The organism is Microthrixaceae bacterium (assembly GCA_016702505.1).
In the GTDB taxonomy this organism is placed as follows: Bacteria; Actinomycetota; Acidimicrobiia; order Acidimicrobiales; family Iamiaceae; genus Aquihabitans.
The window spans coordinates 217050-238794 of the sequence record JADJDU010000009.1 but is presented as its reverse complement, the minus strand read 5'-3'; the positions used below and the strand labels follow the sequence as shown (position 1 = coordinate 238794).

Annotated in this window: 22 protein-coding genes and 1 pseudogene; 6 read left to right on the top strand and 17 right to left on the bottom strand. The window is 64.9% G+C overall.

Features of this window, described 5'->3' with window-relative positions; translation table 11 throughout:
* Positions 1-55: 55 nt before the first annotated feature.
* Entirely contained in the window at positions 56-994 is a 939-nt protein-coding gene (locus IPG97_10925; GenBank protein MBK6857031.1) for a hypothetical protein, read from the bottom strand.
* A gap of 105 nt (positions 995-1099) precedes the next feature.
* Here IPG97_10925 and IPG97_10920 point away from each other — a divergent pair, with 105 nt between their 5' ends.
* Positions 1100-1996 carry an NUDIX hydrolase gene (locus tag IPG97_10920; protein ID MBK6857030.1) on the top strand — a complete coding sequence of 299 codons (897 nt, stop codon included), beginning with the start codon at positions 1100-1102 and terminating at the stop codon, positions 1994-1996.
* A gap of 33 nt (positions 1997-2029) precedes the next feature.
* On the opposite strand, the gene IPG97_10915 is transcribed toward IPG97_10920, so the two are convergent.
* Entirely contained in the window at positions 2030-2407 is a 378-nt protein-coding gene (locus IPG97_10915; protein ID MBK6857029.1) for a hypothetical protein, read from the bottom strand.
* 663 nt (positions 2408-3070) lie between these two features.
* Between IPG97_10915 and IPG97_10910 the strand changes: the two genes are divergently transcribed.
* Positions 3071-3343: a hypothetical protein gene (locus tag IPG97_10910; GenBank protein ID MBK6857028.1), complete on the top strand. Its 273-nt coding sequence runs from the start codon at positions 3071-3073 to the stop codon at positions 3341-3343.
* A gap of 5 nt (positions 3344-3348) precedes the next feature.
* Here the strand turns inward: IPG97_10910 and IPG97_10905 are convergent, their stop codons facing one another.
* The 9 genes from IPG97_10905 to IPG97_10865 all read right to left on the bottom strand — a co-directional run bounded on the left by IPG97_10905 (position 3349) and on the right by IPG97_10865 (position 14377).
* A complete protein-coding gene (locus IPG97_10905; protein MBK6857027.1) occupies positions 3349-5769 on the bottom strand; it encodes a DUF1998 domain-containing protein in 2421 nt (806 codons plus the stop codon).
* Positions 5770-5879: 110 nt separating this feature from the next.
* Complete coding sequence (locus IPG97_10900; protein ID MBK6857026.1) at positions 5880-8105, bottom strand: DEAD/DEAH box helicase; 2226 nt, start codon at positions 8103-8105, stop codon at positions 5880-5882.
* Positions 8102-9640 carry a hypothetical protein gene (locus IPG97_10895; protein ID MBK6857025.1) on the bottom strand — a complete coding sequence of 513 codons (1539 nt, stop codon included), beginning with the start codon at positions 9638-9640 and terminating at the stop codon, positions 8102-8104. The genes IPG97_10900 and IPG97_10895 overlap by 4 nt, the downstream gene beginning before the upstream one ends.
* Positions 9591-11387: a hypothetical protein gene (locus IPG97_10890; GenBank protein ID MBK6857024.1), complete on the bottom strand. Its 1797-nt coding sequence runs from the start codon at positions 11385-11387 to the stop codon at positions 9591-9593. Before IPG97_10890 ends, IPG97_10895 begins: the two co-directional genes overlap by 50 nt.
* Positions 11388-11988: 601 nt before the next feature.
* On the bottom strand, positions 11989-12381 hold the full coding sequence (locus IPG97_10885; protein MBK6857023.1) for a type II toxin-antitoxin system VapC family toxin: 393 nt from the start codon (positions 12379-12381) through the stop codon (positions 11989-11991).
* Positions 12382-12392: 11 nt separating this feature from the next.
* Entirely contained in the window at positions 12393-12668 is a 276-nt protein-coding gene (locus tag IPG97_10880; GenBank protein MBK6857022.1) for a type II toxin-antitoxin system prevent-host-death family antitoxin, read from the bottom strand.
* A 104-nt stretch (positions 12669-12772) separates the two neighbouring features.
* Positions 12773-13252, bottom strand: a complete 480-nt coding sequence (locus tag IPG97_10875; protein MBK6857021.1) for a hypothetical protein — start codon at positions 13250-13252, stop codon at positions 12773-12775.
* 546 nt (positions 13253-13798) lie between these two features.
* Positions 13799-14005, bottom strand: coding sequence for a hypothetical protein (locus tag IPG97_10870; protein ID MBK6857020.1), 207 nt, complete (start codon positions 14003-14005; stop codon positions 13799-13801).
* Positions 14006-14089: 84 nt separating this feature from the next.
* A complete protein-coding gene (locus IPG97_10865; GenBank protein ID MBK6857019.1) occupies positions 14090-14377 on the bottom strand; it encodes a hypothetical protein in 288 nt (95 codons plus the stop codon).
* Between the two features lie 84 nt (positions 14378-14461).
* On the opposite strand from IPG97_10865, the gene IPG97_10860 reads away from it, so the two are divergent.
* Positions 14462-14935, top strand: a complete 474-nt coding sequence (locus tag IPG97_10860; protein MBK6857018.1) for a nuclear transport factor 2 family protein — start codon at positions 14462-14464, stop codon at positions 14933-14935.
* A 90-nt stretch (positions 14936-15025) separates the two neighbouring features.
* Here IPG97_10860 and IPG97_10855 read toward each other — a convergent pair whose 3' ends face one another.
* On the bottom strand, positions 15026-16513 hold the full coding sequence (locus tag IPG97_10855; protein MBK6857017.1) for a hypothetical protein: 1488 nt from the start codon (positions 16511-16513) through the stop codon (positions 15026-15028).
* Between the two features lie 153 nt (positions 16514-16666).
* Here IPG97_10855 and IPG97_10850 point away from each other — a divergent pair, with 153 nt between their 5' ends.
* Entirely contained in the window at positions 16667-17194 is a 528-nt protein-coding gene (locus IPG97_10850) for a hypothetical protein (GenBank protein ID MBK6857016.1), read from the top strand.
* A gap of 133 nt (positions 17195-17327) precedes the next feature.
* Here IPG97_10850 and IPG97_10845 read toward each other — a convergent pair whose 3' ends face one another.
* From IPG97_10845 to IPG97_10835, 3 genes and pseudogenes are all read right to left on the bottom strand, one after another.
* A complete protein-coding gene (locus IPG97_10845) occupies positions 17328-17735 on the bottom strand; it encodes a PIN domain nuclease (protein MBK6857015.1) in 408 nt (135 codons plus the stop codon).
* Positions 17726-17947: a ribbon-helix-helix protein, CopG family gene (locus tag IPG97_10840; GenBank protein MBK6857014.1), complete on the bottom strand. Its 222-nt coding sequence runs from the start codon at positions 17945-17947 to the stop codon at positions 17726-17728. Before IPG97_10840 ends, IPG97_10845 begins: the two co-directional genes overlap by 10 nt.
* A gap of 192 nt (positions 17948-18139) precedes the next feature.
* A pseudogene (locus tag IPG97_10835) lies at positions 18140-19355 on the bottom strand (IS110 family transposase).
* Between the two features lie 325 nt (positions 19356-19680).
* Here IPG97_10835 and IPG97_10830 point away from each other — a divergent pair.
* Both IPG97_10830 and IPG97_10825 read left to right on the top strand, forming a co-directional pair.
* The gene (locus IPG97_10830) at positions 19681-19950 is read left to right on the top strand and encodes a nucleotidyltransferase domain-containing protein (protein MBK6857013.1); all 270 of its coding nucleotides are present in this window, start codon (positions 19681-19683) and stop codon (positions 19948-19950) included.
* Between the two features lie 20 nt (positions 19951-19970).
* Entirely contained in the window at positions 19971-20285 is a 315-nt protein-coding gene (locus tag IPG97_10825; protein MBK6857012.1) for a DUF86 domain-containing protein, read from the top strand.
* A 330-nt stretch (positions 20286-20615) separates the two neighbouring features.
* Here IPG97_10825 and IPG97_10820 read toward each other — a convergent pair whose 3' ends face one another.
* Together IPG97_10820 and IPG97_10815 are read right to left on the bottom strand one after the other, a co-directional pair.
* Positions 20616-20963, bottom strand: a complete 348-nt coding sequence (locus tag IPG97_10820) for an HNH endonuclease (protein ID MBK6857011.1) — start codon at positions 20961-20963, stop codon at positions 20616-20618.
* A gap of 60 nt (positions 20964-21023) precedes the next feature.
* Positions 21024-21647, bottom strand: coding sequence for a DUF222 domain-containing protein (locus IPG97_10815; protein MBK6857010.1), 624 nt, complete (start codon positions 21645-21647; stop codon positions 21024-21026).
* Positions 21648-21745: the final 98 nt, after the last annotated feature.

The window sequence follows — 21745 nt, the reverse complement described above, 5'->3', positions numbered from 1 at the left end:
GATATCAAGAACGAGAATGAACGATATCAACCTCTGATGGCGGTCGCTCCGGAGTTCACGCCGCGATCAGTGCGTGGCGGGCGTTGAGGGCGGTGATGTGGATGGGCTGGCCCTCCCGGTCGTTGGTGCGGCCGTCGATCACGCCCTCGACCACGCCGTCGATCACGGCCAGGCCGTCACGACCCTCGACCGCCACCCCGGCTCCGGCCGGGGCCCATGGCTGTAGGGCGCGTCCCGAGATGTGGCGAGCGAAGTAGCGGGCCCGGGCGCCGGTGGTCGGGATCACCGGGGTGAAGGCGGCGTCGGCCGCCACCCCGGTGAGGATCGGCTCCCATTCGGCGGCGAAGAGCTTGGGGTGGTCGAACACCTCGAGCAGGGCCGGGTGCCCACCGATCCCGATCAGCACGCCGCGCTGGCCGAGCAGCGGCCTGAGGTTGGCCAGCTCCCGGCGGATCTCCTCGGCGCGGGTGTCGGTGGCGTCCAGCAGCGAACTGGTCCTCGACCGGCCGCCGACCTGCTCGTAGCGGTTGACCTGGCTCCACACCCGACCCTGGTCGCCGCGGCGGAGGTCGTGACCGAGCGGGTTGTCTCGCGGGCCGACGATCCCGCTCAACGCTCCCCGAACGGCCAGGGGCGCTCGACGCTGGTGGAGGCGCTGTCGACCTCCGCCCGACCACCGGCCCTGTTCGACGCAGCGGACGTCGATGGCGATGGTGCTCTCGGCATCGACCACCACGCTGTGGAGCAGGGCCCGGTGCTGTTGGCCCCCTTCGAACACGGCGCCGGCGGGGAGAAGGAAGGTCTTGGCCGTCGGGTTGTCGACCGTCAGCCGTTCGACCACTGCGCCGCCGGGGACCTCACCGATGGTGACGCCCCGTGGAACCGAGGTGCGGATCGGCCGCTTGGGTTCGGGGGCGTCGGTCCAGACCGGGAAGACCGTGAGCGGGCCGATCTGGGTGGGCGAGCCGAGGTGGAAGGTGGGGGTGGTGATCATTGGATTCTCCGATCCGAATGGGTTTGCCGACCGCTCGATTCCACGGCGTTAGAGCAAGTATGCGCTAAAGCTCCACAAAGCGCAACTCTGCGCTAACTTTGGGTTGTGGCTTCCCCCGCTGACGCGACACCTTCCGGCGATCCCGGCCTGTCCGACCGGCCCGAGCCGACCGACTACTCCGGCCAGGCTGACTTGGGCGCCTACCCCCGCCCGTCGCTGGCGGTCGACGTGGCGGTCATGTCGGTCGTACCGGCGGCGTGGACGGTGGCACCGGACGGCGGCGGGACCGGCAGTGGGAATGACGGCCGGGGCGACGGCAAGGGCGACGGTCGGAGCGAAGCGGGGTCAGCGGCGCTGAAGCTCGCCGTGGTGTTGTTGCGTCGCGACGCTGCGCCGCACGCCGGGCAGTGGAGTCTTCCCGGTTCGTTCGTTCATGAGCACGAACGACTGGCCGACACGGTGAGGCGCACGCTCCTCGACAAGTGCGGCATCACCGACCTGTCGCCCACCCAGCTCCAGGTCTTCGACGATCCGAAGCGAGACAGCCGGGGCTGGGTCGTCTCCGTCGCTCACCTGGCCGTGGTCGCGAGCCAGAGGTTGGCCCCGCTGGTCAAGTCGGGCACCGACCATCTGTGCTTTGCCGCCGTGCCGGACCCGTCACCCCCGGCGACGGTTGATGCGAAGAGCGGAGCTGGCCCAAAAACCGCTCCGCTAATCATTCCCGGCCGGCAACGACGCCTGCCGTTCGACCACGACGAGATCGTGACCCTGGCGGTGGCCGAGTTGCGACGTCGCTACGACGAACACCCCGACCCCGACGGGCTCATGCCCGACCGTTTCACCCTGCTGGAGCTACGCCGCCTCCATGAGGCCATCCAAGGCCGTGAGCTCCAAAAGGACACGTTCCGCCGCCAGGTGATCGATCAACTCGAGGACCTGCACGAAACCTCCGACGGCACCGTCGGCCGCCCCGCCGCCCTGTTCACGGTGCTCAACCCCTGATCACCGGGTCTGGCTGTCTGGGAGCGCTGGTGACTACAGGGTGCCGGCGCTAATCACCATGCTGACGAGGGCTACCACCAGGGCGAGGATGATCTGGCGTTGGAGCGTGCGTTGTTCGCGGTGCAGCTCGTCGCGGAAGGCACCGAAACTGGTGTGGAACTCGGTCCGCAACTCGGAAATGTCGGTCTTGAGCTCCGATCGAAGCTCGGCCATCTCGGCTCGGAGCAAGGCTGACTCGGCCGTGATCCGCTCGTTGACAGACCCTTGGAGAGCCTGAATGTCGCCGGTTCGGGCGACGTCGCCCCAACCCTGGTGAGGTAACAGCTCCATCATGGTCTCGGCCTCCTCGGGCCCGAGCTGTTCATCGAGCCGCGTGAACAGATTCTGCCGATCTCGTTCGGTGATAGCCATGAGTTTCCTCGGATCTAGGCGTGCTTTCGGGGCCGACAGGCCCGAGGTGGCCCCAGCCAGGACCAGATTCGTCGACGTCAAGCGTAGGAAGAGGCGGTGACATCGAACGCCCTAGGGCCGCAAAACGATGATGACTCCAGCTGGCTCTCAAGGAGGACGCCAAGATCTGCTCGATCGCATCCGAGGCGAGAGAAGCGGAGCTGGATACCTCGGGTACGCGTATCCGGTCGGCGGCGACCTTGATCGTCTCCTCGGCTGTCTGGATCGCATCGTCGGAGATATCGACTTCGGAGAGAGCCTGCCTTGAGGTCGTGCACGTAGGCTCCGCGCATGTCGAGCCCCGGGCGGCGGCCGGCGTCTGTGTGCACCTGGATCTGCAGAGCGTGGTCGGCGTCTGCGCTCGTCGAGGTCTTGTAGTCGACGATCGCACGGGCGGTCTCGACGCCGCCCTCCTTGTCCAGGATCACGTCCGCTACCTGCCGAACGATGCGGCTGTACCATCCGCTGCTTGGGCTTCGGCCGCTCCGTGCCGAGTCTTGAACGGACCGGACTCAGGGGGAGATCGACATGGAGTATCTGGAAGAGCTTGAGCGTCTTCGCCAGCCGACCCCGGCTGACGATTTCGTGCGGCTCAGCCGACGGTTGTCAACTCACCTAACGGCGTTGGAGGAGCAGCAGTTCGAGCACGAGAGCCTGGACATCGATCTGGCTCGGCTGGTCACGGACCGGTTGACGAGGCTCGCCGGAGAGGCCGCAGAGTTGACTCCCGAGCAGCGCGGATGGCTGCGCGGTGCGATCGACTACTTCCTCATTACCACCGATATCGAAAACGACGTCCTCAGCCCGGAGGGCCTTGTCGACGACGCGAGGGTGCTCAACCACGCCCTCGAGCGCATCGGCAGGACCGACCTGCTGGTGGATGTGTCTGGGCGCTGAGGTACCTAGGGGACTACGGCCTTCAACACCCCGATGGCGTCCGCACGTCGGAGATCGTTGTGGAAGAACTGGTTGCTGTAGTTGCGAAGGCAGCTGTAGCACGAAGTCTCCTCGCCACACTCGCAGCTCTCCACCTTGGCAAGGGCGGCACGAAGAACCTCGGGGAGGCGTTCCGCGATCCTGAAAACGTGGCCTGCCCCGCCGGCCACGGTGTCGAACAAGATGAGAGCTGGCGCCTCGCCTCGGGCGTGAAAGAAGAGGGTTCCATCAACGTCGTCCCGAGCCACATCCACGGCTTCGACGCCGTCGAGAACCGCGTAGAGCAGGCTCCTGGCCTGAGGCTCATGGAGCTGTAGGTCGATGCGAATCTCGGCCACATCGGTGAGGTAGTGGTGACCGAGTTGCCGGTGTTGCAGCATGCCTGTGCACTTTCGGCCCGGACGACGGATGTCGTCGTGTTCGGCGGGGCCCTTTCCGCGTGTGCCTCCCCGTGGCGCTGGTTCGCCGGAGCCGCACCCCTCGCAGAGCCGAAAGCCGCGTCCGGCGGGCCCGCGATTGACGACGACGATCTGGCCCTGGCGGCTGGTCCGGAACGAGACGCGCGCAGAGCCTCCGAGCGACTCAAACGGGAGGAGCTCCGGTTCAGCGTCCCGGTAGTGCCCGAAGTGGGTATCGGTGGCCGACATTCGCTGGGGCCTGCTGTCTCCGGCCTTCTCCCCGGGGGCGCCCACGAAACCGAACAGGGGTAGAGCGAAGGTGCCCTTTGAGCCGGGTGCTTTCTCAGCCGATCCGCAGGTGGTGCACTCCGCGATCTCGTCGAGCTTGAAGCGGAATGCACCGCAGTCGGCGCAGATGGCCCACTTGTAGGTGGGCCATTGTTGGCCCTGCCGGGTGGAAAGTCCCACGCTCTTCCAGAGGGTCTTCGCCGCGACAACTCTCGAACCAGGCGCGTACTCGCTCACCGCGAGGCCGAGGTCGCGATTGAGGTCGAGGCTCGAAGCAACCGCGTTCCCCGTCCCGGCAAGGTTGAGGCTGACTACATCAACGGGGAATCCGTACTTGGGGAGAACGTTCCGACTCGCCAGAAAGCCGATGATCTGACGGCGCGCCAGTGCTTGGCGGACCTTCTTTAGCTGGTCTCCGCGGTAGCCAACTTGAGAGGCGTAAGCGTCCTCGATCATCTCGCCGAGAGAATCGAACTCCTCGGACACCTCGTTCATTGCCCGAGAGAGCCACCCGTAGGTGGGCTCGTCCGCGCTCTGGTGCAGGAGCGCTTGCACCCATTCCCAGGTGTTGACGCCGAGGTCTTCGTGAAGCTCCCCTGGCAGTACTCGCTCAAGGGCGGACCGCAACGGCGAGGGGTGCGCCTGCAACCAGTCGATCCAGGCCTGGGCACCAGATTGGCCGTCGACCTCGTCGACGAAGAACTCCTGTACCGACTTGTGCTGCGCTTGGCCAGAGTCGACCCAGGAGCGTTGGAAGGAGGCGAAGGCGACCGCGTGGGCGTGACGCCGGGCGATCGAAGGGTTGTCGAGAACGATCACCGGGGGTGAGACGAATCCGTCGATCATCTGACGCGGTTCGTCAAAGAAGGTCAGGTCATGGCTGCGTCGTTGCGCGAACGTGACCACCAACGCCGCTGAGTCGACCCGTCGACCTGCACGTCCAGCCCGCTGCACGTAGTTGGCCGGGGATGGCGGCACGTTTCTCAGTAACACTGCCTGGATCTCGCCCACGTCGACACCGAGCTCGAATGTGGTCGAGCAGGACAACACGTTGATCTCGCCGCCGACGAACCGGTCCTGAATGCGACTGGCTTCTGCCGCCTGCCATTGCGCCGTGTGCTCTTGTACCTCGATCCCGATGGCGTCGAGGGTGCGATACAGGCTGGCGTAGTGCATGCGGTGAAGCGCGTCGAGGTCTTCGATCGGGCTGACGGTTCCGTCACACCGCCACGTGGGGCAAAGTCCGCCGATCGTCCTCCACCAGACCTTTCGGCAAGTCCCGCACCGGAGTGGTCGGTGGGATGCTGAGGCCGGCCGGAACTCGAAACGTTCCCAGCTCAGACGTCGAAGGGGCCCGTTCTTCGGGTGGTCAAACGGCTCGATGGTCTTCTTCCACGGTCCGTCGTTCTCGGTCAGGTGTTTCCAAATCCCTTCGAGCAATTCTCGAGCGTCGGTCTCGATGCCCTTCCTGGCGCAGGCCTTCTCGACTATCTCGAGCCTGCGGTTCATGGCGGAACCCGGGAGCCACGTGATCACGTGATGATCAGGACCCGACGCACGTAGTCCCAGTTCGAAGTTCCTCGGCGCGAACCGTTCGTCGCGGATGTCCACACCTTCAGGAACCGTGATGGCCCCACCCGATCGCACCGTTTCGAACAGGAGCTGGAGGAGGTCGACCACCTCCTCCTGGGAGAAGCCCATCTGGAGGAGTTTCCGGGGTGGTTCCCAGCGTGTCGGTATCACGACCGCTATCTCCGCGATCCCGGTGCCCTCGAGGCTCTGGCGACGATCGAAGGCGAGCAGTTCCTCGGTCAGCCAGGCACCGACATCGCTCTTTGTTGATATGCGCTGTCGTCCGGGTCGATGACGAGCGCCTTCTGTGCTGCCTTACGCACGGCGTCCAGGACATCGGGCACACGCGGGGCCTCGTCTTCAGCAAGCTTGTCGATGGCCGCCGAGATCAGGCGGCGCTGCACCGCTCGTCGGTAGGTGCGCTCCAGGTACGGAGCGAAGAAGGCGGCGTCCTGTCGGCTATCCGAGAACGTCAGTAGCTTCCGTCCCTCGCCGACCAGCATGGCTACGTTCGACCCAGCGGGTGGGATCTCCTGATAGAGATCCGTGGCAACGACCGCCACCGGTGCGTCTGTGCCGGTCTGGAATCGGGTGACAACCTCGCCGGAGGACCTGCTCGCGCACGCAGCACACCGGTGGAGCACTGGGTCGTCCTTGGGTGGCCGAACGACTGTCACAGGAATGGGTGTGGGGGAGCCCGCGCAACCACAAGAACTTGTCGACTCGGGGCCGACCTTGCCGCAGCCGGGGCACAGGAATGCGGGCACAGACTGTTGCCCGGCGCTAGCGGCAGTGTCGATTGCCACTCCGTCCTCGTCATCTTCGTCTAGCGACTCGCCCACGAGGAGGTAGTCCGTATTGGTGGCGAAAGGTTGCGGCTGGTCGTACTTGCTGGCCTGGTCGCCCAGCTGCCCCACGAGATACTCGGCTCTGCAGTGACGACACACACCCAGCTCGAACATGACGGACTCGGTGCCTTCGAGAGCACACGAAGGGCAGGTCTTGTGGCGTGCCAGGTAGAGCCGGGGCCGGTCCGCCCGGTGACGCGGATGTCGGCAGGCGAACGCGCCCTCGAGTGACCGCACCCAGAAGTGGTAGCGGGCCGGAAGCAGGGGGGCGTCGTCGTCCCGGTCGCGCGCCATGACACACAAATCGACGAGAGCGACAGCGTCGGTATTGGCCCTTGGACCGGTGAATACCCGAGACGCTGCTTCGTTGAGTTCGACCGATCCGCCTTCGAGCGCTTCCTGCATGGCGATGACGTGGCGCTCGGGCCGCAACAATCGTGAGAGGTAGGTGGCCGGCGTTTCCTCGGCCTCTGGTTCTGGAACTCCCGCGATGCCGCGGAGGACCTCTGCCAAGCGGGCTGCTGATGCTCCCGATCGTGTCTCGACCTGAAGCTCCGAGAACTTCTCCTGTGGCAGCTCGAGACTCTCGGGTGCCTGGACCAAGCGCAGCCGACTCGCGGTGATGATGTCACCGGTACTCGTCTGCTCGTCCCACGAGAACTCCTCATCGAAGAGGCGCCGCCCGAACTCCACGAGTCTGGGGTGGTCCGCCAACCCGCGGCCCAGCGTGGCGCTGGTTGCGAAGCACTGCATCCTGCCCTTCTCGCTCAGGTGCACCCTGTCGCGGAGGCGCCGCAACAACATGGCTACCTCGGCGCCCTGAGCCCCGTTGTAGACGTGCGCCTCGTCGAGTACGAGGAACCTCCAGTGTTCGCCTGTAGGGCCATCGAACAAGGTGGTGTCGTTTGGTCGAAGCAACAGGTACTCCAACATGGCGAAGTTCGTCAGGAGGATGTGTGGCGGGCGCTCTCGCATCACCTGTCGGGAAATGAGCTCGCCGGCGACGCGTGGTTCGTTGGGGTATCGCCTTCGAAACTCCTCCTCGGCGACCACTTGGTCCTCCTCGGTCTCGCCCACGTAGCGACCGAAAGTGATGTCTGGCATGGAGCCGAGCATCCGGCGGAGACGCTTGGTCTGGTCGTTGGCCAGCGCGTTCATGGGATAGAGGAGAAGTGCTCGTACCCCTGGCTTGGCGAGAGTTCCTGCCTCACGTTCTCGGAGGAGGTGGTCCACTATCGGAAGGAGAAAGCTCTCGGTCTTGCCGGATCCGGTGCCTGTCGACACAAGCAGATTTCGGCCATCGGTGACGGCGGCTCGCACAGCCTGTTCCTGGTGCAGGTGTAGTGGCCGTTCGATCGGGAACGCACCAGGGTCTATGTCGTTCCAGCCGCCGCTCAGTACGTGTTCGTTCACTAGATCAGAGACGGACACCCCTGGCTTGAACGGTGCGGATGCCTGCAGGAAAGGGCCTCGGGTCAGCCTGAAATCGCTACTCAGCATCGCCTCGAACTCGGTAGCGACGGGGCCGCTCCGTGGGCTGAAGGTGGAGATGAGGTATCGCCGATAGGAGTCACGGATGCGTTTCGACGCTTCCAGCGGATCCAGAACTGACGTCACGTGGTTCCTCCATGAAGGGAATCGATTGTGCTCAGAGCGGTCAGCACCTGAGCAAGAACGAGATCGCGCATCACGAGCCGTGGGGCGAAAGTGGCTGCCTCGTGGAGGGCTCTTGCGGCCTCAGGGAAGGCGGGCACGTCGAGAATGACCATGAATGCTGCGAGAAGCGTGATCCGCGGAATCGCGGCCCACTGTTCGGTCCCCGTTGGTGGTCGGCGAGAGCCCAGGTGCTCGACGGCGACGGGCCACAGATCGAGAGGATGTCGTTCTAGACCCTTGTGGTCGGCCCACCACCGTTGCGCGAGCCCGGGATGCAGCTTCTCCGCGAGCAACCATTCCAGGTGGGCTGCCACCAGTTCATCGATACCGAGGATCTGGTCTGGGATCAGGTCCAGATGGGAACGAAATGTCGCCATCTGGTCGGCCCCCATGCCGAGGTAAACCTGGGTTACGGGCTCGCCGGTTGGTATCGGTTCGCTCTCTTGTGGGTTCCAGCCGGTGAACTCGAAGAGCCGGGCTGAGCGTTCCACATCCTTCGCATCTGCAAGTTCCAAGGCTGCCGCGATGGCGGGACTCACCGCCCACAGGGCTCGAGAGATGGCAGGGGGCGTCTCCACTGCATCGTTCCGTCGCAGTGCCCACACCATCTCTACCGAAAGGGACAGTGCAGATCGGCTTGTCACGCGCCCTGATTCAGCGCAATCCACCAGAGCGATCGCCGTTTGGAGCGGATGCTTGCCCAACAGCCATCGGAGTGACGAGAAACTCTTCGTTTCGACTCCGAAGCTTGGAACGAGTCCTGCTGCCATCTGCGCGGCAGAGTCCGCCGCGGCTGTGCCAGCTTTCTCCCATTCATGGTTACCAAACGGTTGGGCCATAAAGCCGGTAGCGATCGCCTGCTCGAGCCGGTCGAAAGGATCTTCGGCGGGCTCAGTGGAGAAGCGGAGGAGGACAGCGTTGAAGTCGCCTACCTGAACTAGCGCGGTGGAGGCAGACTCTCCCGTCGGCCGGGTCGGACTGGTCCAACCGCTGTCAACGGCGATCTCCGCCAGGTAACTCCCGGGCGCCACCCGCCCGTGACCGCCGATTGTCACGTGTCCGGCCTCATCATCCGGGATCGGTTCCTCGATGGGCCCGTCCCACGGCCTCATGAGCGGCCACAGCCTTGCGACGCGTCCTGTGAGCTGTCTTTCTTGTCTGAAGGCCAGATCGACCGTTGCGTATCCGCCGTCCAGCTTGACCGACGCCTTCAGATCGGAGATTTCCAGCGAGCGCCTTACGTGAGCGGCCGTAACTGGCAGTTGGCCAACCTGGAGTTCAAAGGCGAGCTGTGAGCTCTCGCAATCTCGCACGGCATCCGAGAACCGCCCGAGGTCGAAGACCCACCTTCCTTCTTCGCCTTTCGAGGTACCCCGGTCGCTTTCCTGGAGCACTTTGCTGCCGCTGGTTAGTGCTAGGCGGAGCGGAAGGTCCGAGCGGCCGGTCCTAACAACAAGCGAGGTGGGCTCGCGGCCCGTCAGCTCGTCCTCGACCACGTGCGTCGCCCTGTTGGAGAACGTGAGGCTCGTGGTTGGAGCACGCCAAAGCCCAGAGCACCTTCGCGACCCGCACCGAAATCTGGCGCTCTTGTCCGGATCCATCAGCGACGGCGCAGCGAACCTCATCTTCGGCGTCGGGAATCTCCAATGTGACTGGGATGCCGAATCCCTGGTGGTTGATCGACAGAGAGGGGCCTGCTGTGGTCACGCTCGAGGCTCGATCTCCAGGCATGAGCACCCGCTCAGGTCGCGTGATGCTCAGGCCCGGGCAAACAACGAAGCGGGTCCGGAGGTCCGCGCCCAGCGGTCCACGAACACTCAGCTCGACCTCATGGACCCCGCCGGGGAGTTCGAGGTCGAGGGTGGTCTCGGTGGGAACCTCCGCTGTTCGGATCGGCTGGGGGGTTCCATCGATGACTGACCGAATCGTCCAGTCTCCTGGCGGCACTCTAAGAGCAGGCAAGTCTGAGTAGACCGTGAGACCATCAGACCGTGTGTGGGGCAGCGGCTCACCTTCGAGACGGGGGCGCTCGGAGACACTGCGTACCACCAGCCTCGACCACGGCTTCTGGTCGTCTGCACGGATTGCGACGGCTCGTAGGCCGTGAAGGCTCACCTCCATTTGTCGGTATCCCGACCACGCCTGTCCTAGTTCTGGGAGCTCCTCGGTGATGCCGATCGGCGCCTGGGAGCCGTCCGCGGCGACCGCCTCGATCTTCGCATCGCCTGGCAACAGCACCCAGGCTCGCTCGAGGCGCAGGCCGCCAGCGGGACTGATCAGCCGCCCATCCTTCGGGTCGAAGAAGAGGGCGGACAGCTCACCGAGTCCTTCGAAGGCGACCTCTGACTTGGTCTCGAGACCGTCGATCAGGCTGACTGTCCAGCCGCGGGCCGCTCGAAGCGGCACCTCACGTTCCATGAAGCGCGAGACCGGGAATCGTTCGAACTGCCCGTCGCCCTGTAGGCGCCACGCCCAAACGTCTTCGGCCGCATTCAGAATTGGCAGCGTCAGTGTGGGCCCGGAGCCTCCCCAGGGGTCTAGTTGGATGACGGCTTTCGGGCCGGTCTGTCTCTTGGCGATGGACTCACCGCTGACGTGTTCCCGCTGTACGAACTTTCTGAACTCGTTGACGACGTAGGCCGGGAGCCCGAGATCAACTGGCTTGGATACGACACCGGAGCGCGCGTACTCCCTGAACATGTCGATCGTCCGATCGACGAGGTCGACCGCTAGGTCGCCGCCATACAGGAGGAAACGCTGCACCGGCTTGCCGATGCCGACGAACGGTGATTTCCGCGTCCGCCACAGCGCCAGCATCTCTGTCGCTGTGCCGGCCTGTCGGAGGAATCGGTGGATCAAGCCGAAGTAGCGGTCCAGCGATGACCTTGGGATGCCGCCGTGGGCGAGGATCGGTGCAACGTACCGCCAGGCGTTGTCGCCGTAGACCATGTCTTCGAACGTCTCGATCTTGAGTCCACGAATCGAATCCTCGAAGACTTGCCGCCACGTCTGACCAGCTAGCTGTGGAAGGTCGAGAGTCGTCCAGAACTCACCACCGTCGTAGTGGTACATCCCGTGCCCGACGAGGTAACAGGTAAGGAGCGCTGGGTACTGAACCACCACTTGGTTCGGGCGGAATCCTGCATCCAGGATCTGTTCGAGAGAGTCTCTAACTCTCTCGAAGGTGAGGGCATCGAGCCCGATCTCTGCAACCATCCGTCGGCCGCGGAGATGGTCGCGCATCTCGCGCTCCACGGCGCTGGGCCCGATAGGTGGCTCAGAAGGAGGAGCGATCCTTGCGGTCCGAACTGGTCGGGTCTCCTCTGAGCGATTGGCTGACCGCTCGGACGGTATTGGTGTGGGGGCGGCCGTCTGTTGTTTGCTGCGGAGTTGCCACCAGCCACGCCGTTGGGTGAAGAGGTCTTGCCGACTATTGAGGAGATTTCGCAGTTCGCGCGCGGTCAGGTCTGGGTGAGAGCCCTTGACCCACTCTCTCAGTTCCTCAACTGTCTGACTGGATATCTCGGAAAGGGCATGGAGCACGAGCTCCACGACATGGTCTTCTCTATCAGGAACTCGATCCTCTGCGTCTGCCAAGGTTGGCATCCTCCCCCAAACGCCATGCTCGTCGACGGCTACGTCTGATTGGTACGACGAAGGCGTGACTTGTTTGATCGGCATAGGACCCAGCGTCTTGAAGGGTCCTCTCGGTAGACCGTGCTTCCTTAGACGACAGGGTCAGCGAGGCGGGCCAGCGAAGCGGTCCAGGTATTGGGCTCATGTGCCAGGGTCTACGAACCGTGCGCTCGACGCGGCTCACCTGGGATCACCTCGGTCGAGATGTTCAGGTTGGAGCGATGACTGCGATGCCGAGGGACGCGGCCGCGGCGGCCAGCCTGCCGTCGTAGGTGACGATGCCCTCCAGGTCGTCGCCGAGGTCGATGGCCGCAGCGAGGTGGAGAGTGTCGAGGCTGCGCAGCAGGTCGGGTTCGATGGTGCCGGCGTACTCGAACACGGCGGTGGAGATCGAGATCAATGCCACCGAGTCGAGTACCGCACGGGCCTGTTGCACCTGGTCGGGTGCGCCCCTACGAGTGGCTCTGAGTAGTTCGGTGCGCAGCAGGTCGCTCGACACGATGGGTGACGTCGCGGTCGCAATCCAGTTCCGCAGCGCCTTGGAGCCAGCTTCTTCCACTACCAGTTTCACTGCGGCGGAAGTGTCGAGGTAGTGCGCCACGGCGGAGGCGCCTAGTAGCGCTCGGCGTCGCGCATCTCGGCCAAGGCCTCCGACAACGTCGGCTGACCGGATCGGCGGCGGGCTGGCGGGGGAAGCTCGGCCAGTGGTCGCCTCGCCGGACGGGCCCGACCCGAGGCCACCAGCGCTTCGAGCCGGGTTGCAGAGATGGGAACGAGTTGGGCTACCGGGCGCCCCCGGTCGGTGATGGTCACCTCGCCCCCGGCAGCAACTTCAGCGACAACAGCCGAAGCGTTCTGCTTGAGAGCCCGGACCCCAACTTCACCCATGTTCTACATTGTAGCTCATTTGCGTAATGATTGATCCCCATTGGGCTAGTTGCGATGCCGCGACGCGCCTTCCTCGAGGGCACCACACCGAACTCCTCGAATAGCTACGGACGAACGAAGACGGGGTCGCCGAACATCGGTGCCACCATGATCAGCAGCGATCCGTCGTCGACCTCGTTGCTCGGTACGACTAGGCACACGTTGCCGCTGGCGCTTCCACCCGGATACAGCTCCGGTGCATCGGAAAGGGCATCGGGTTCGACTGCATAGCAATCATCGTGAACCCGGTTGGCGGAACCGATTGCGCTTACATCAACCTTGATCCACGGGTTGATGGGTTCATCGCTTCCGTTCATCACGTTCAGGCTGACGAGGATGTAGCGCTCGCCGTCGGGTGGCGGATCGTTGAACTGGTTCTCTGCCATGACGGCGCCAGTGGCGTCCAGGTTCACCGAGGCGACCGACACCTCCACGCCGTCCGTCGTCACCAGCGGCGTGCCCGGCGCGAAGGGGTTCTCACGGGTGCCGGCTTCGGGCGCGGCAGTGGTTGTCGTGGCAGGGCGTGTCGTGGTGGTCGTCGTCACTCTTGTTGTGGTGGACCTGGGCGCGGTTGTGGAACTGGCGCTGTCGTTGTTGCCGTCAGATCGCTGTTCGTTCGAGCTTGCCGTCACAGAGGCCGCTTCCTCCGGGTCGTCCCGCCACCCCCGGCCGCGAGGCCCAAACCCAATGCGAGTACGGCGGTGACCAGCAGGGTCCACAACGGCACCGGGTGCCTCAACCCACTCATCTTCGTCCCGGGATTTCCGGTCACAGACCCGGAACCGGTGGCACCAGATGAGCCAAGGACCGAAGCAGGGGGCGGCGCCAACGGTGGCGTCGTGGGAGCGGCCGGTGCTCCCGGCACCGGGGTTGGTGGGGCAGGCGGAGCCATGGGTGGACCCGCCGGGAACCCCGGTGGGTTGGGGTCAGTGGACCCACCTGTACCGAACGTTTCGCTTCCTTCGTCAACCATGTCGCTCCCTCCAATACCACCACCCGTCGCGGTGTCATGGGACAGGTACGAGGGTGTTGTGACACGGCGCTCGAAGCTCTCGCTCGTGCTCCGGAAGGCGCGTCGGTGCCCCAAGCGACTACAACGGGAGCGCCTGCAGGCGTGGAAGTCCGAGGTACACCCGTAACGCCTGCCCTTCGAGCACGACGAGATCGTGGCCCTGGCGGTAGCCGAGCTGCGACCTCGCTACCACTGCCACCCCGACCCTGACGGGCTCATGGGTGACCGCTTCACCCTGTTGGAGCTTTGCCGCCTCCATGAAGCCATTCACGGCCGAGAGCTCCAAAGGGACCCTCCGGTCAGGTGATCGATCAGCTCGAAGACCAGCACGAAACCTCATATGGCACCGTCGGTCGCCGCGCAGCACTCTTCATGGCGAGGCGATGACCGCTATCCGTCCGTCGTTGTGCGACAGGTCTTCAGTGGTCGGGTGAGGTACCGCCACCACGTTCAGGCCAGCGACTATTGAGAAGTCGTCGGGGTTGCAGGTGTGGATCGGCAGGTCGTTTGCCCTGTATGCGGCCGCGATCATCACGTCGTTTGCGCGGGCTCGTAGCGGCGCTGGTGTCCGACCCAGCCGCAAACGGTTGGGGGCGGACTTGCTGGCCAGCACCGTCTCACTCTGCGAGCACGAGTGGCGGGTCTGGGTCAGGATCATGGCTTACCCGCACGCGTCAGGAGGCCTGCCATGACCGTCGACATCCGCACTTCGACCGACACGCCGCTGGGCAGGGCGCTGTCGGTGTGGCACGAGTTCCTCGCCGGTGACCGCTCGGCGTTGGAGCGTGTCATCGCCGACGACGCCGTGTTGCACTCGCCGGTGTTGTTCAAACCCCAGCACGGCAAGGAGCTGGTGGGGATGTACCTGACGGGAGCGTCGATGGCCTTCGTCGGGAGCGCCAAGCCGGGGCAGGAAGCGTCGGGCGACGACACAACAGATGGCGTAGCCACAGAGGCCCGGACCTTCAAGCACCCGTCGGGCGGGGAGTGGGACGGTCGGTTCCGCTACGTGCGGGCCATCCACGGCGAACGTGATGCGGTGCTCGAGTTCGAGACGGTGATGGCCGGCAAGTACGTGAACGGCGTCGACCTGATCACCTGCAACGACGACGGGCTCATCACCGACTTCAAGGTGATGGTCCGTCCCCAACAAGCAGTGGAGGCAGTGCGGGAGATGATGTTCTCCGCCCTGCAACAGATCCAGGGCACTACCTGAGCACCGACGCTGACCCGAAAGCACACCGCCAGAGGTTCGAGTTCGGCTGACAGCTCGGATCAGCCAAGGACCGAGGAGTTCGGCCTGGGGTCAAAAGGGAGGCCGTGGCGGCTTTGCCCTCTTCTCATTGACGGCGCCTATGCCTCGGCGGAGGCGACTCCCGGTAGATGGGACTTGGTCGCTGGCCGCCTCGACCTCGATCTCGGACTCTGTCTCGGACCTTGTCTCGGACTCCGCCTTGGCATCCTCGGCAGACGTTGGTCCGATGCGAGTTGCCGGATCCTCGCTACCGGTGCCGAGGCTGGTGCCGGCCTCGTTGCCGGAACCGAGGGCAGGCGGCAACCCAGGCTCATCCCTGCGGTCCTGGTCGTCTTCGTTGCTGCGGTTCAGGAGCGTCTTGGCGACGGCGGTGGCGTCGACGATCGTCTTCTTGCTGGTTGCCCCAGCCGCCACCACCACTTTCCGTGCCTCCTGCACCGCTTCGGACGGGGTCGGACGCTCAGCCGCGGGGATGGCCTCGATCGGGATGGACCGTGAGAGCGCGAATCTCTCCGCCATCTCGTTCAGTGCGTCGACTCCGGCTTCGAGTTGGCGTCGGCTGAAGATCCGGTGGATCTCGAGGGCACCGACGCGGGTCAGCGACTCGCCCGCGTCTTTGAGCTGTCCGATCAGTTCTCGGTCCGCCTGGTGTTGGCTGTCCAGGACCCGCCGTGTGCTCACGAGAGCAGGGGCAAGCGCATGCGGATAGGACTGGCTCAGATGCTGGAGCCGTAGCGACTCGAAGTAGAACTGGCTCCGCTCGGCCACCGTCAGCAAGTCCAGCTCCACCTCCAACCCGACCAGGCGTTCGACGGCGTTGGCCGGGTCGTCGGTGCCGGTCTCCGCCCGACCGTCGGTGATCGTCTGCTGGACATAGGCCCTGAGCCTGGCGAGGTCGCTCGACAGGTTTGGGCCGAGCGAGGCGATGGCGAACCAGTCGGTGTCGTTGACGTGCCCGGTCTGGTCCAACAGCTCGATCTGGCGTTGCAGGTAGGTGTGGCGCCCCACCACATCACCGAACTGCTGGGCATTGATCCGACGGCGAACCTCGTCGACCTTCTGTTCCACCCGCTCGACCGCGGACTGCACGTCCCTTATCGCGAGTTCCAGCGCCGCCATGGCGATGGCGATCTGGGGCGACATCGCCACAGGGCCGTCCACCGCTTTCCACTTGATGTTCCCGAGGAACTTCCCGTCTGCGCCCTGGATCCCACTGTTGAAGAAGCCGTGGCCAGCATCGGTGGTCAACCCGGACTTGAGCATCGACAGCGTCTCGGGTGAGAACTGGAAGAACTGGCCCTTGGGCGATGCAAGACCCTCGAGTTGGGATGATCCGACGTTCTTGAGCAGGTTCACGGCTGTCAACCCGGATACAAGGCCGGGCCTCAGCGGTGACCCCGTCGACTCCGAGGAAGGCACCTCGAGGCTGGCCAGCAGACGCTCGACAGCTTCGGACGCGCCGAAGGCGAGCACGCCGTGGTCATCGATCATGAGCTCGGCCTGGTCCGTCTGAACGTGAATCAGAAGCTCGGTGTCCATCACCCCTCCTGAACGTGAACCTTAGGAGGCGAGCTGAAAGGCGAGCCGACCCATGAGTACGGCATGGGTAGAGCGAGCTGCAGCCCCGGTCTGCTCACCCTCCAGCGACGACGACCAGACCTACCCACCACGGCCATATGACAGGATCCGGAGGTGGACAAGAAGGTGCCGGCCAAGAAGACAACAACGAAGAAGCCCACCGCCAAACAAGGGGTGACGGGGGCATCGCTGGTGGCCAACCCGATGGCACAGAAGGCGATCGCCATGCTCAAGCAGGAGTTCGCGAAGCCGGAGAACAGGGAACGTCTTGTGCAGGCGACCCAGAGCGCCTTCATCGACGCGAAACGCTGGTACGACGAAAAGAAGGCGGAGAAGGCGGACCGGGACGAGCTTGGGGTGGCGAAAGACTCCAAGGCCGTGTTCGGTCAGAGGCGGCTGGAGGAGCGGAGCGCTCACATCACCGAACAGATCGACCTGCTCGGGGCCAGATCGGTCGAGGTGGCCTCTTCTCTTGAGCCGCTCAGGGAGTCGTCCAAGACGGTGGATACGGCGCTCAAGGTGTCGGCCGGCCTTCCGGTGGTCAAACGGAAGATGGCCCATCGGAAGATCGATGACCAGCTAGACGAGCTCGAAGAAGCCCTGGTCCAATTCGTCATGGCCGGCCTGGGGAACGCCGAGTAGGCGGGATTCTGCCGGTTCAGGCCCGGGTCCAGACCTTGGTTCGGGCTCGGTTCTGGGGGCCGCACAGGCGTTGGGGATTTGCGACGACGGTGGACCCTTGACCGGCGTGCCCTCGTCGGGGCTCGCGTGGCGTTCAGGACAACCGTTGTTGTGGTTGGTCCGTGACCTCAGCGATCAGCTCGAAGTCCTTGTCGACGTGGAGCACGGTCAATCCCGCCAACTCGGCCGTGGCGGCGATCAGGAGATCGGGGATGGACGGCGCCCGGTGCAGCCCTCGTTCCGCAAGCGCCAGCTGGACCTCGACCGCGCGATCTTCGATGGCTGGCGTCAGATACTCGACCGGCATCTCCGATAGCGGCGGACGGCGGATCGAGCCTCGAAGATCGGCGACCGATCTCGCCGAGAAGCCGACTTCGAGCCTGGTGAGGGTCGAGATGCGGACCAGCCCACGTTCGATCCGTGTGGCCCACGCCTCTGCATCATCGGAGGTACCGAGCCGCACCAGCGCTGACTTGTCGATCAGCCAGGTCGTCACTCCCATGCGGAGCGCATCACGCTGTCATCGGCGAGGTCGGCGAATTGCTCGGACAGCCGGGCGAGGTCGCTGACGGTGACCCGCTCTCCGGCGGTCGCTTGTTCACGAACGAGGGCCCGACGGAGGTACTCGCTTCGCGAGATGCCGAGCCGGCGTGCCTTCCCATCGATCGCAGCGACCACGTCGTCAGGCACATCTCGAATCAGCAGGTCGGTCATGACTTCGCCTCCGGTGATATCTAACGATATCGCGTACCCGAGCGGGACGAGCTACGGGGCCGTTACCCAACGCCCACACCACCTGGTGGCCGGCCAAGAACCGCAAACGCTGTGCCCGCAATACCCGCATGTTCTGCCCTGCACCGAGACACCCGCTATGGGGGGGTGTCCCCATGTTCTTGTCAAGGGGGTTCAGGCGGCTTCGGTGAGTTCGGGGGTGGTGGGTGGCCGGTAGGGCTGTTGGTCGCGGAGCATGGCCAAGATGACGCCGGTCCGGCGGCGGGCGAGGCAGATGAGCGCTGCGTTGTGTTTCTTGCCTTCGGCTCGTTTGCGGTCGTAGAAGGCTTTGGACTCGGGGGATCGCAGCGATGCGAACGCGGCGAGGAACATGGCGTTCTTGAGCCGGTGGTTGCCGCGTCGGCTCATGGACTCGCCTCGGATCGAGGTTCCGGACTGGCGAGTGACCGGGACGAGGCCGGCGTAGCTGGCGAGTTTCGAGGCGTCCGCGAAGCGGCTGCCGTCGCCGATTTCAGCAAGGATCCGTGCTCCGGTCCGGGGCCCTATCCCGGGCAGCGTCTGGAGCAGTTTGCCGAAAGGGTGGGCCCCGAAGACCTCCTCGATCTCACCGGCGAGGGCGTCGCGCCGGGCGTGGAGCCGGTCGAGTTCGGTAGCGACTTCTGCGATGACCCGGCCAAGGGCGTCTTCGGCTGGGAGGACGATGGTCTGAGCGTCGAGCGCTTCGATGATGGTGGTGGTGACTTTGTCGGCGAGGCGGGGTGACCGACCCTTGATCGTCTTGTTGATCCTGGCCCGGCCAGCACCACGCAGGGCTGTGGGGGTCGGGAACTTGGCGATCAGTGCCCGGACTCCGGGCTGGTGAAGCCGGGATCCGATGGCGCGTTCGAGCGCTGGTGAGACCGAGACGAGCAGGTCACGGAGCCGGTTCGTGAGCCGGGTGACATCAGCGGCCAGGTCGATGTCGAACCCGTTGAGCACCCGAAGCTGCTCGAGGAGCTCGTCGCTGCCTGTGTCGAGCCAGTGCACCTTCGTGCGTCGAGTGCGAGCGGTGTCGGCGATCACGAACGCGTCTCGGCGGTCGGTCTTGGCCTCTCCCGGATAGAGGTCCGCGGCTCGGCGCATCACCAGCCCGGGCACATAGGCGACTGGGACTTGGCGGCAGGCGGCGACAGCGATGGCGAGCTGGGCGATCGAGCCGGGCTGGTCGATCACCAACGCCAGCGGTCCCGTGCTCGCTGGCGTCGTCGATCAGAGCGTCGAGGGAGGTCTCGTCGTTGCGGATCGACCGGGCGAACAGCGACTCGCCGTCGTCATCGAGAACATCGGCGAAGTGCTCCTCCTTGCCGACATCTAGACCGATCCACACGGTCACTTCGTCGGGTGATGCCATCAGGGTTCCTCCTGCCAGTCGGTCAACGGGAGGGAAGCCAGGTCCACGGTGCGCTTACCGTCATCCACCTTACGAATCAGCGATCAGTCGCATGTCCCCATCAGAGGTCTCGTCGCACCCGATGGCACCGGTGGCAACACCCCCCAGGTCATCAAGTGACAGGGGGCAATGAGCCATGCCAGCACCGCCGGACTTCCCAGGGCCAGCATCGCGCTAGCCCCACAAAGAAGGTAAGGGGGTGGGCCTTGCGGGTGAGCCCGGGCTAGTCGGTCACGGCTCGTAGGCTGTGGAGCTGGCCGGACAGCCCCTTCCGCTGAGCGACTTGGTGGCGTCTCACCGCGACGAGATCCGCACCATCGTGAAAAGCCACCGCGGCAGGTCGGTGGCATTGTTCGGATCGGTGGCCCGTGGGACGGAGACCGCCGAAAGCGACATCGATCTGTTGGTCGAGTTCGGCCCGGGAGCGTCGTTGTTCGACCTGGTGCGTATCCAGCACGAGGTGCAAGCGCTCACGGGCGTCGCTGTCGACGTGGTCTCAGTTGGCGGCCTCACCGATGACGACAACGACGTTCGGCGAGAGGCCGTCCTCTTGTGAGTCGGGGTGACGCCAAACGGTTGAACGACATCCGTCGTATGTGCGCAGCGGCAGCAGACTTGACGGCCCGCGGCCGCGGTGCTGCTGACCGAGACGAAGCACTGTGGTTCGCTCTGGAGCGCATCATCGAGATCGCTGGAGAGGCAGCGACCCAACTGAGCGACGAGTGCCGTGGCGTCTATCGAGATGTGCCGTGGCGCGAGCTCATGGGGGTTCGTGTGGTCCTCGCGCACGGGTATCACCGGGTTGATCGAGATCTTCTCTGGGCGATCGCCTCAACCGAGCTCCCGGTCATCGCCGACGCGCTCGGTCCGATCGAGGTAGCCGAGTCCTGAATCGTTCCTGACAGCTCGGCTGATCTGTCACGTGAGGCCTAGGCGGGTGCCGATGGGGCCGATCACCACCAGCTCGCTGACCCGGGAGAGGTGATTGAACCAGTACGGGGGAATGAAGGCCGGGCACGCTGGCGAGTCGAGGAGGTCGGGGGCGAGAACGCCCGTCGGAGGAAGCGTTACTCGAGGGAATTATTTGACGCCGGACCGAACGACGTCACGCTTGGTGTCGTTCGCCAACGAGTCAGCGAGAGCCCCTCGGGCATCGGCATCGCTGCCGACCACCCCCGGACTCGAACTGACATGGCACCACCTGGGTGGGGTCCTGTGGGTTCAGGTTTGGGTTCGGGCTTGGGTTCGGGCTCGGTTGTGGGGGCCGCAGAGGCGTTGGAGGTTGGTGACGATGGTGGGGCCGTCTTGGGCGTAGGGCTGGATGTGGTCGTATTGGAGGAAGGTTCGGGCCCGACAGCCGGGGTGGCCGCATTCTGGGTTCGTTTCGTCGATGACCCGCTTCTGGCGGCGGGTCGGGGTACGGCGGCGGGGGCTGGCATCTATTGGTTGGCGGTTGGTGTCGACGATCAGCAACGAAACGAACGCCTGAGGTAACAGCTGGGCTACGACGTGGTCGTTGAGCGGGGTGCCGTCGGCGAGGGTGGTGGCGTCTCCTCGAACGTGGATCACGATCTCGGCGTCGACCGTGCCTCCCCCACCGGTAGCGATCGCGGCTAGGGCGTCGGCTCGTTATTGGGTGAGTGACGCGTCCGCGGGCGCGCCGGGCCGGGTGACGTGCGCGTCGATCACCGCACAAACCGCTCCGGCGACAGCGGGAGCGAGACGGGCGGTGATGGTCACCATGCCGTCGGGGCCGGTACGCCACGACACGCCGCGCTCTTCGTGCTGGCGCCGGGCAATCGTTTCGGGGTCTTCGTTGCGTTGGGACCACGCCGCGATCGCCGCTCCGAGCCGCCCGGCCGGGTTGGTGACCGCCAGATGCAACAAGGCGTCCACGTTGGCTTCGGTGAGGTGAAGAACCAGCACCCTGGCCTTGGCGTAAGAGACGTCACCATCGGCCATCGCCTCAGCCAGCGCCGGGTAGGTCCGTAGGGCTCGGGCTACCCGGACCTGGGTGCGGGCCGTGCACACTTCGATGTCGCACACTTCGGCCAGCCACGCCGCGCACGACAGGGCACCCCAGCGGGCCCACAACCCCCGGGCGTCGAGTTCACCGACCAGCACCAACAACTCGAATGTTCCAGCCGACAGCCGCCCGGCCAGATCGATGAGATCGGCCTCCAACCGATCCGCCGGCACATTCGCCAGCTCCGTGATGAACCTGCCGGTCGTGTTGTTCTCCGCCGTGATCATCGCCGTGCCTCCTCGGTCGAGCTCCGCTCGACCAGCGTAAGTAGGGGGTATGACAACGAAGCCGGGCTAGAGGCCAACCGACCGGGAATTCCAACCCC

Coding starts and splice junctions, on each gene's coding strand:
- IPG97_10855 (MBK6857017.1), bottom strand. CDS start 16,513: ATGGACACCGAGCTTCTGATTCACGTTCAGACGGACCAGGCCGAGCTC.
- IPG97_10880 (MBK6857022.1), bottom strand. CDS start 12,668: ATGGGTGAAGTTGGGGTCCGGGCTCTCAAGCAGAACGCTTCGGCTGTT.
- IPG97_10890 (MBK6857024.1), bottom strand. CDS start 11,387: ATGCGCGACCATCTCCGCGGCCGACGGATGGTTGCAGAGATCGGGCTC.
- IPG97_10905 (MBK6857027.1), bottom strand. CDS start 5,769: ATGGGCTTCTCCCAGGAGGAGGTGGTCGACCTCCTCCAGCTCCTGTTC.
- IPG97_10915 (MBK6857029.1), bottom strand. CDS start 2,407: ATGGCTATCACCGAACGAGATCGGCAGAATCTGTTCACGCGGCTCGAT.
- IPG97_10840 (MBK6857014.1), bottom strand. CDS start 17,947: ATGACCGACCTGCTGATTCGAGATGTGCCTGACGACGTGGTCGCTGCG.
- IPG97_10925 (MBK6857031.1), bottom strand. CDS start 994: ATGATCACCACCCCCACCTTCCACCTCGGCTCGCCCACCCAGATCGGC.
- IPG97_10815 (MBK6857010.1), bottom strand. CDS start 21,647: ATGATCACGGCGGAGAACAACACGACCGGCAGGTTCATCACGGAGCTG.
- IPG97_10865 (MBK6857019.1), bottom strand. CDS start 14,377: ATGATCCTGACCCAGACCCGCCACTCGTGCTCGCAGAGTGAGACGGTG.
- IPG97_10845 (MBK6857015.1), bottom strand. CDS start 17,735: ATGGGAGTGACGACCTGGCTGATCGACAAGTCAGCGCTGGTGCGGCTC.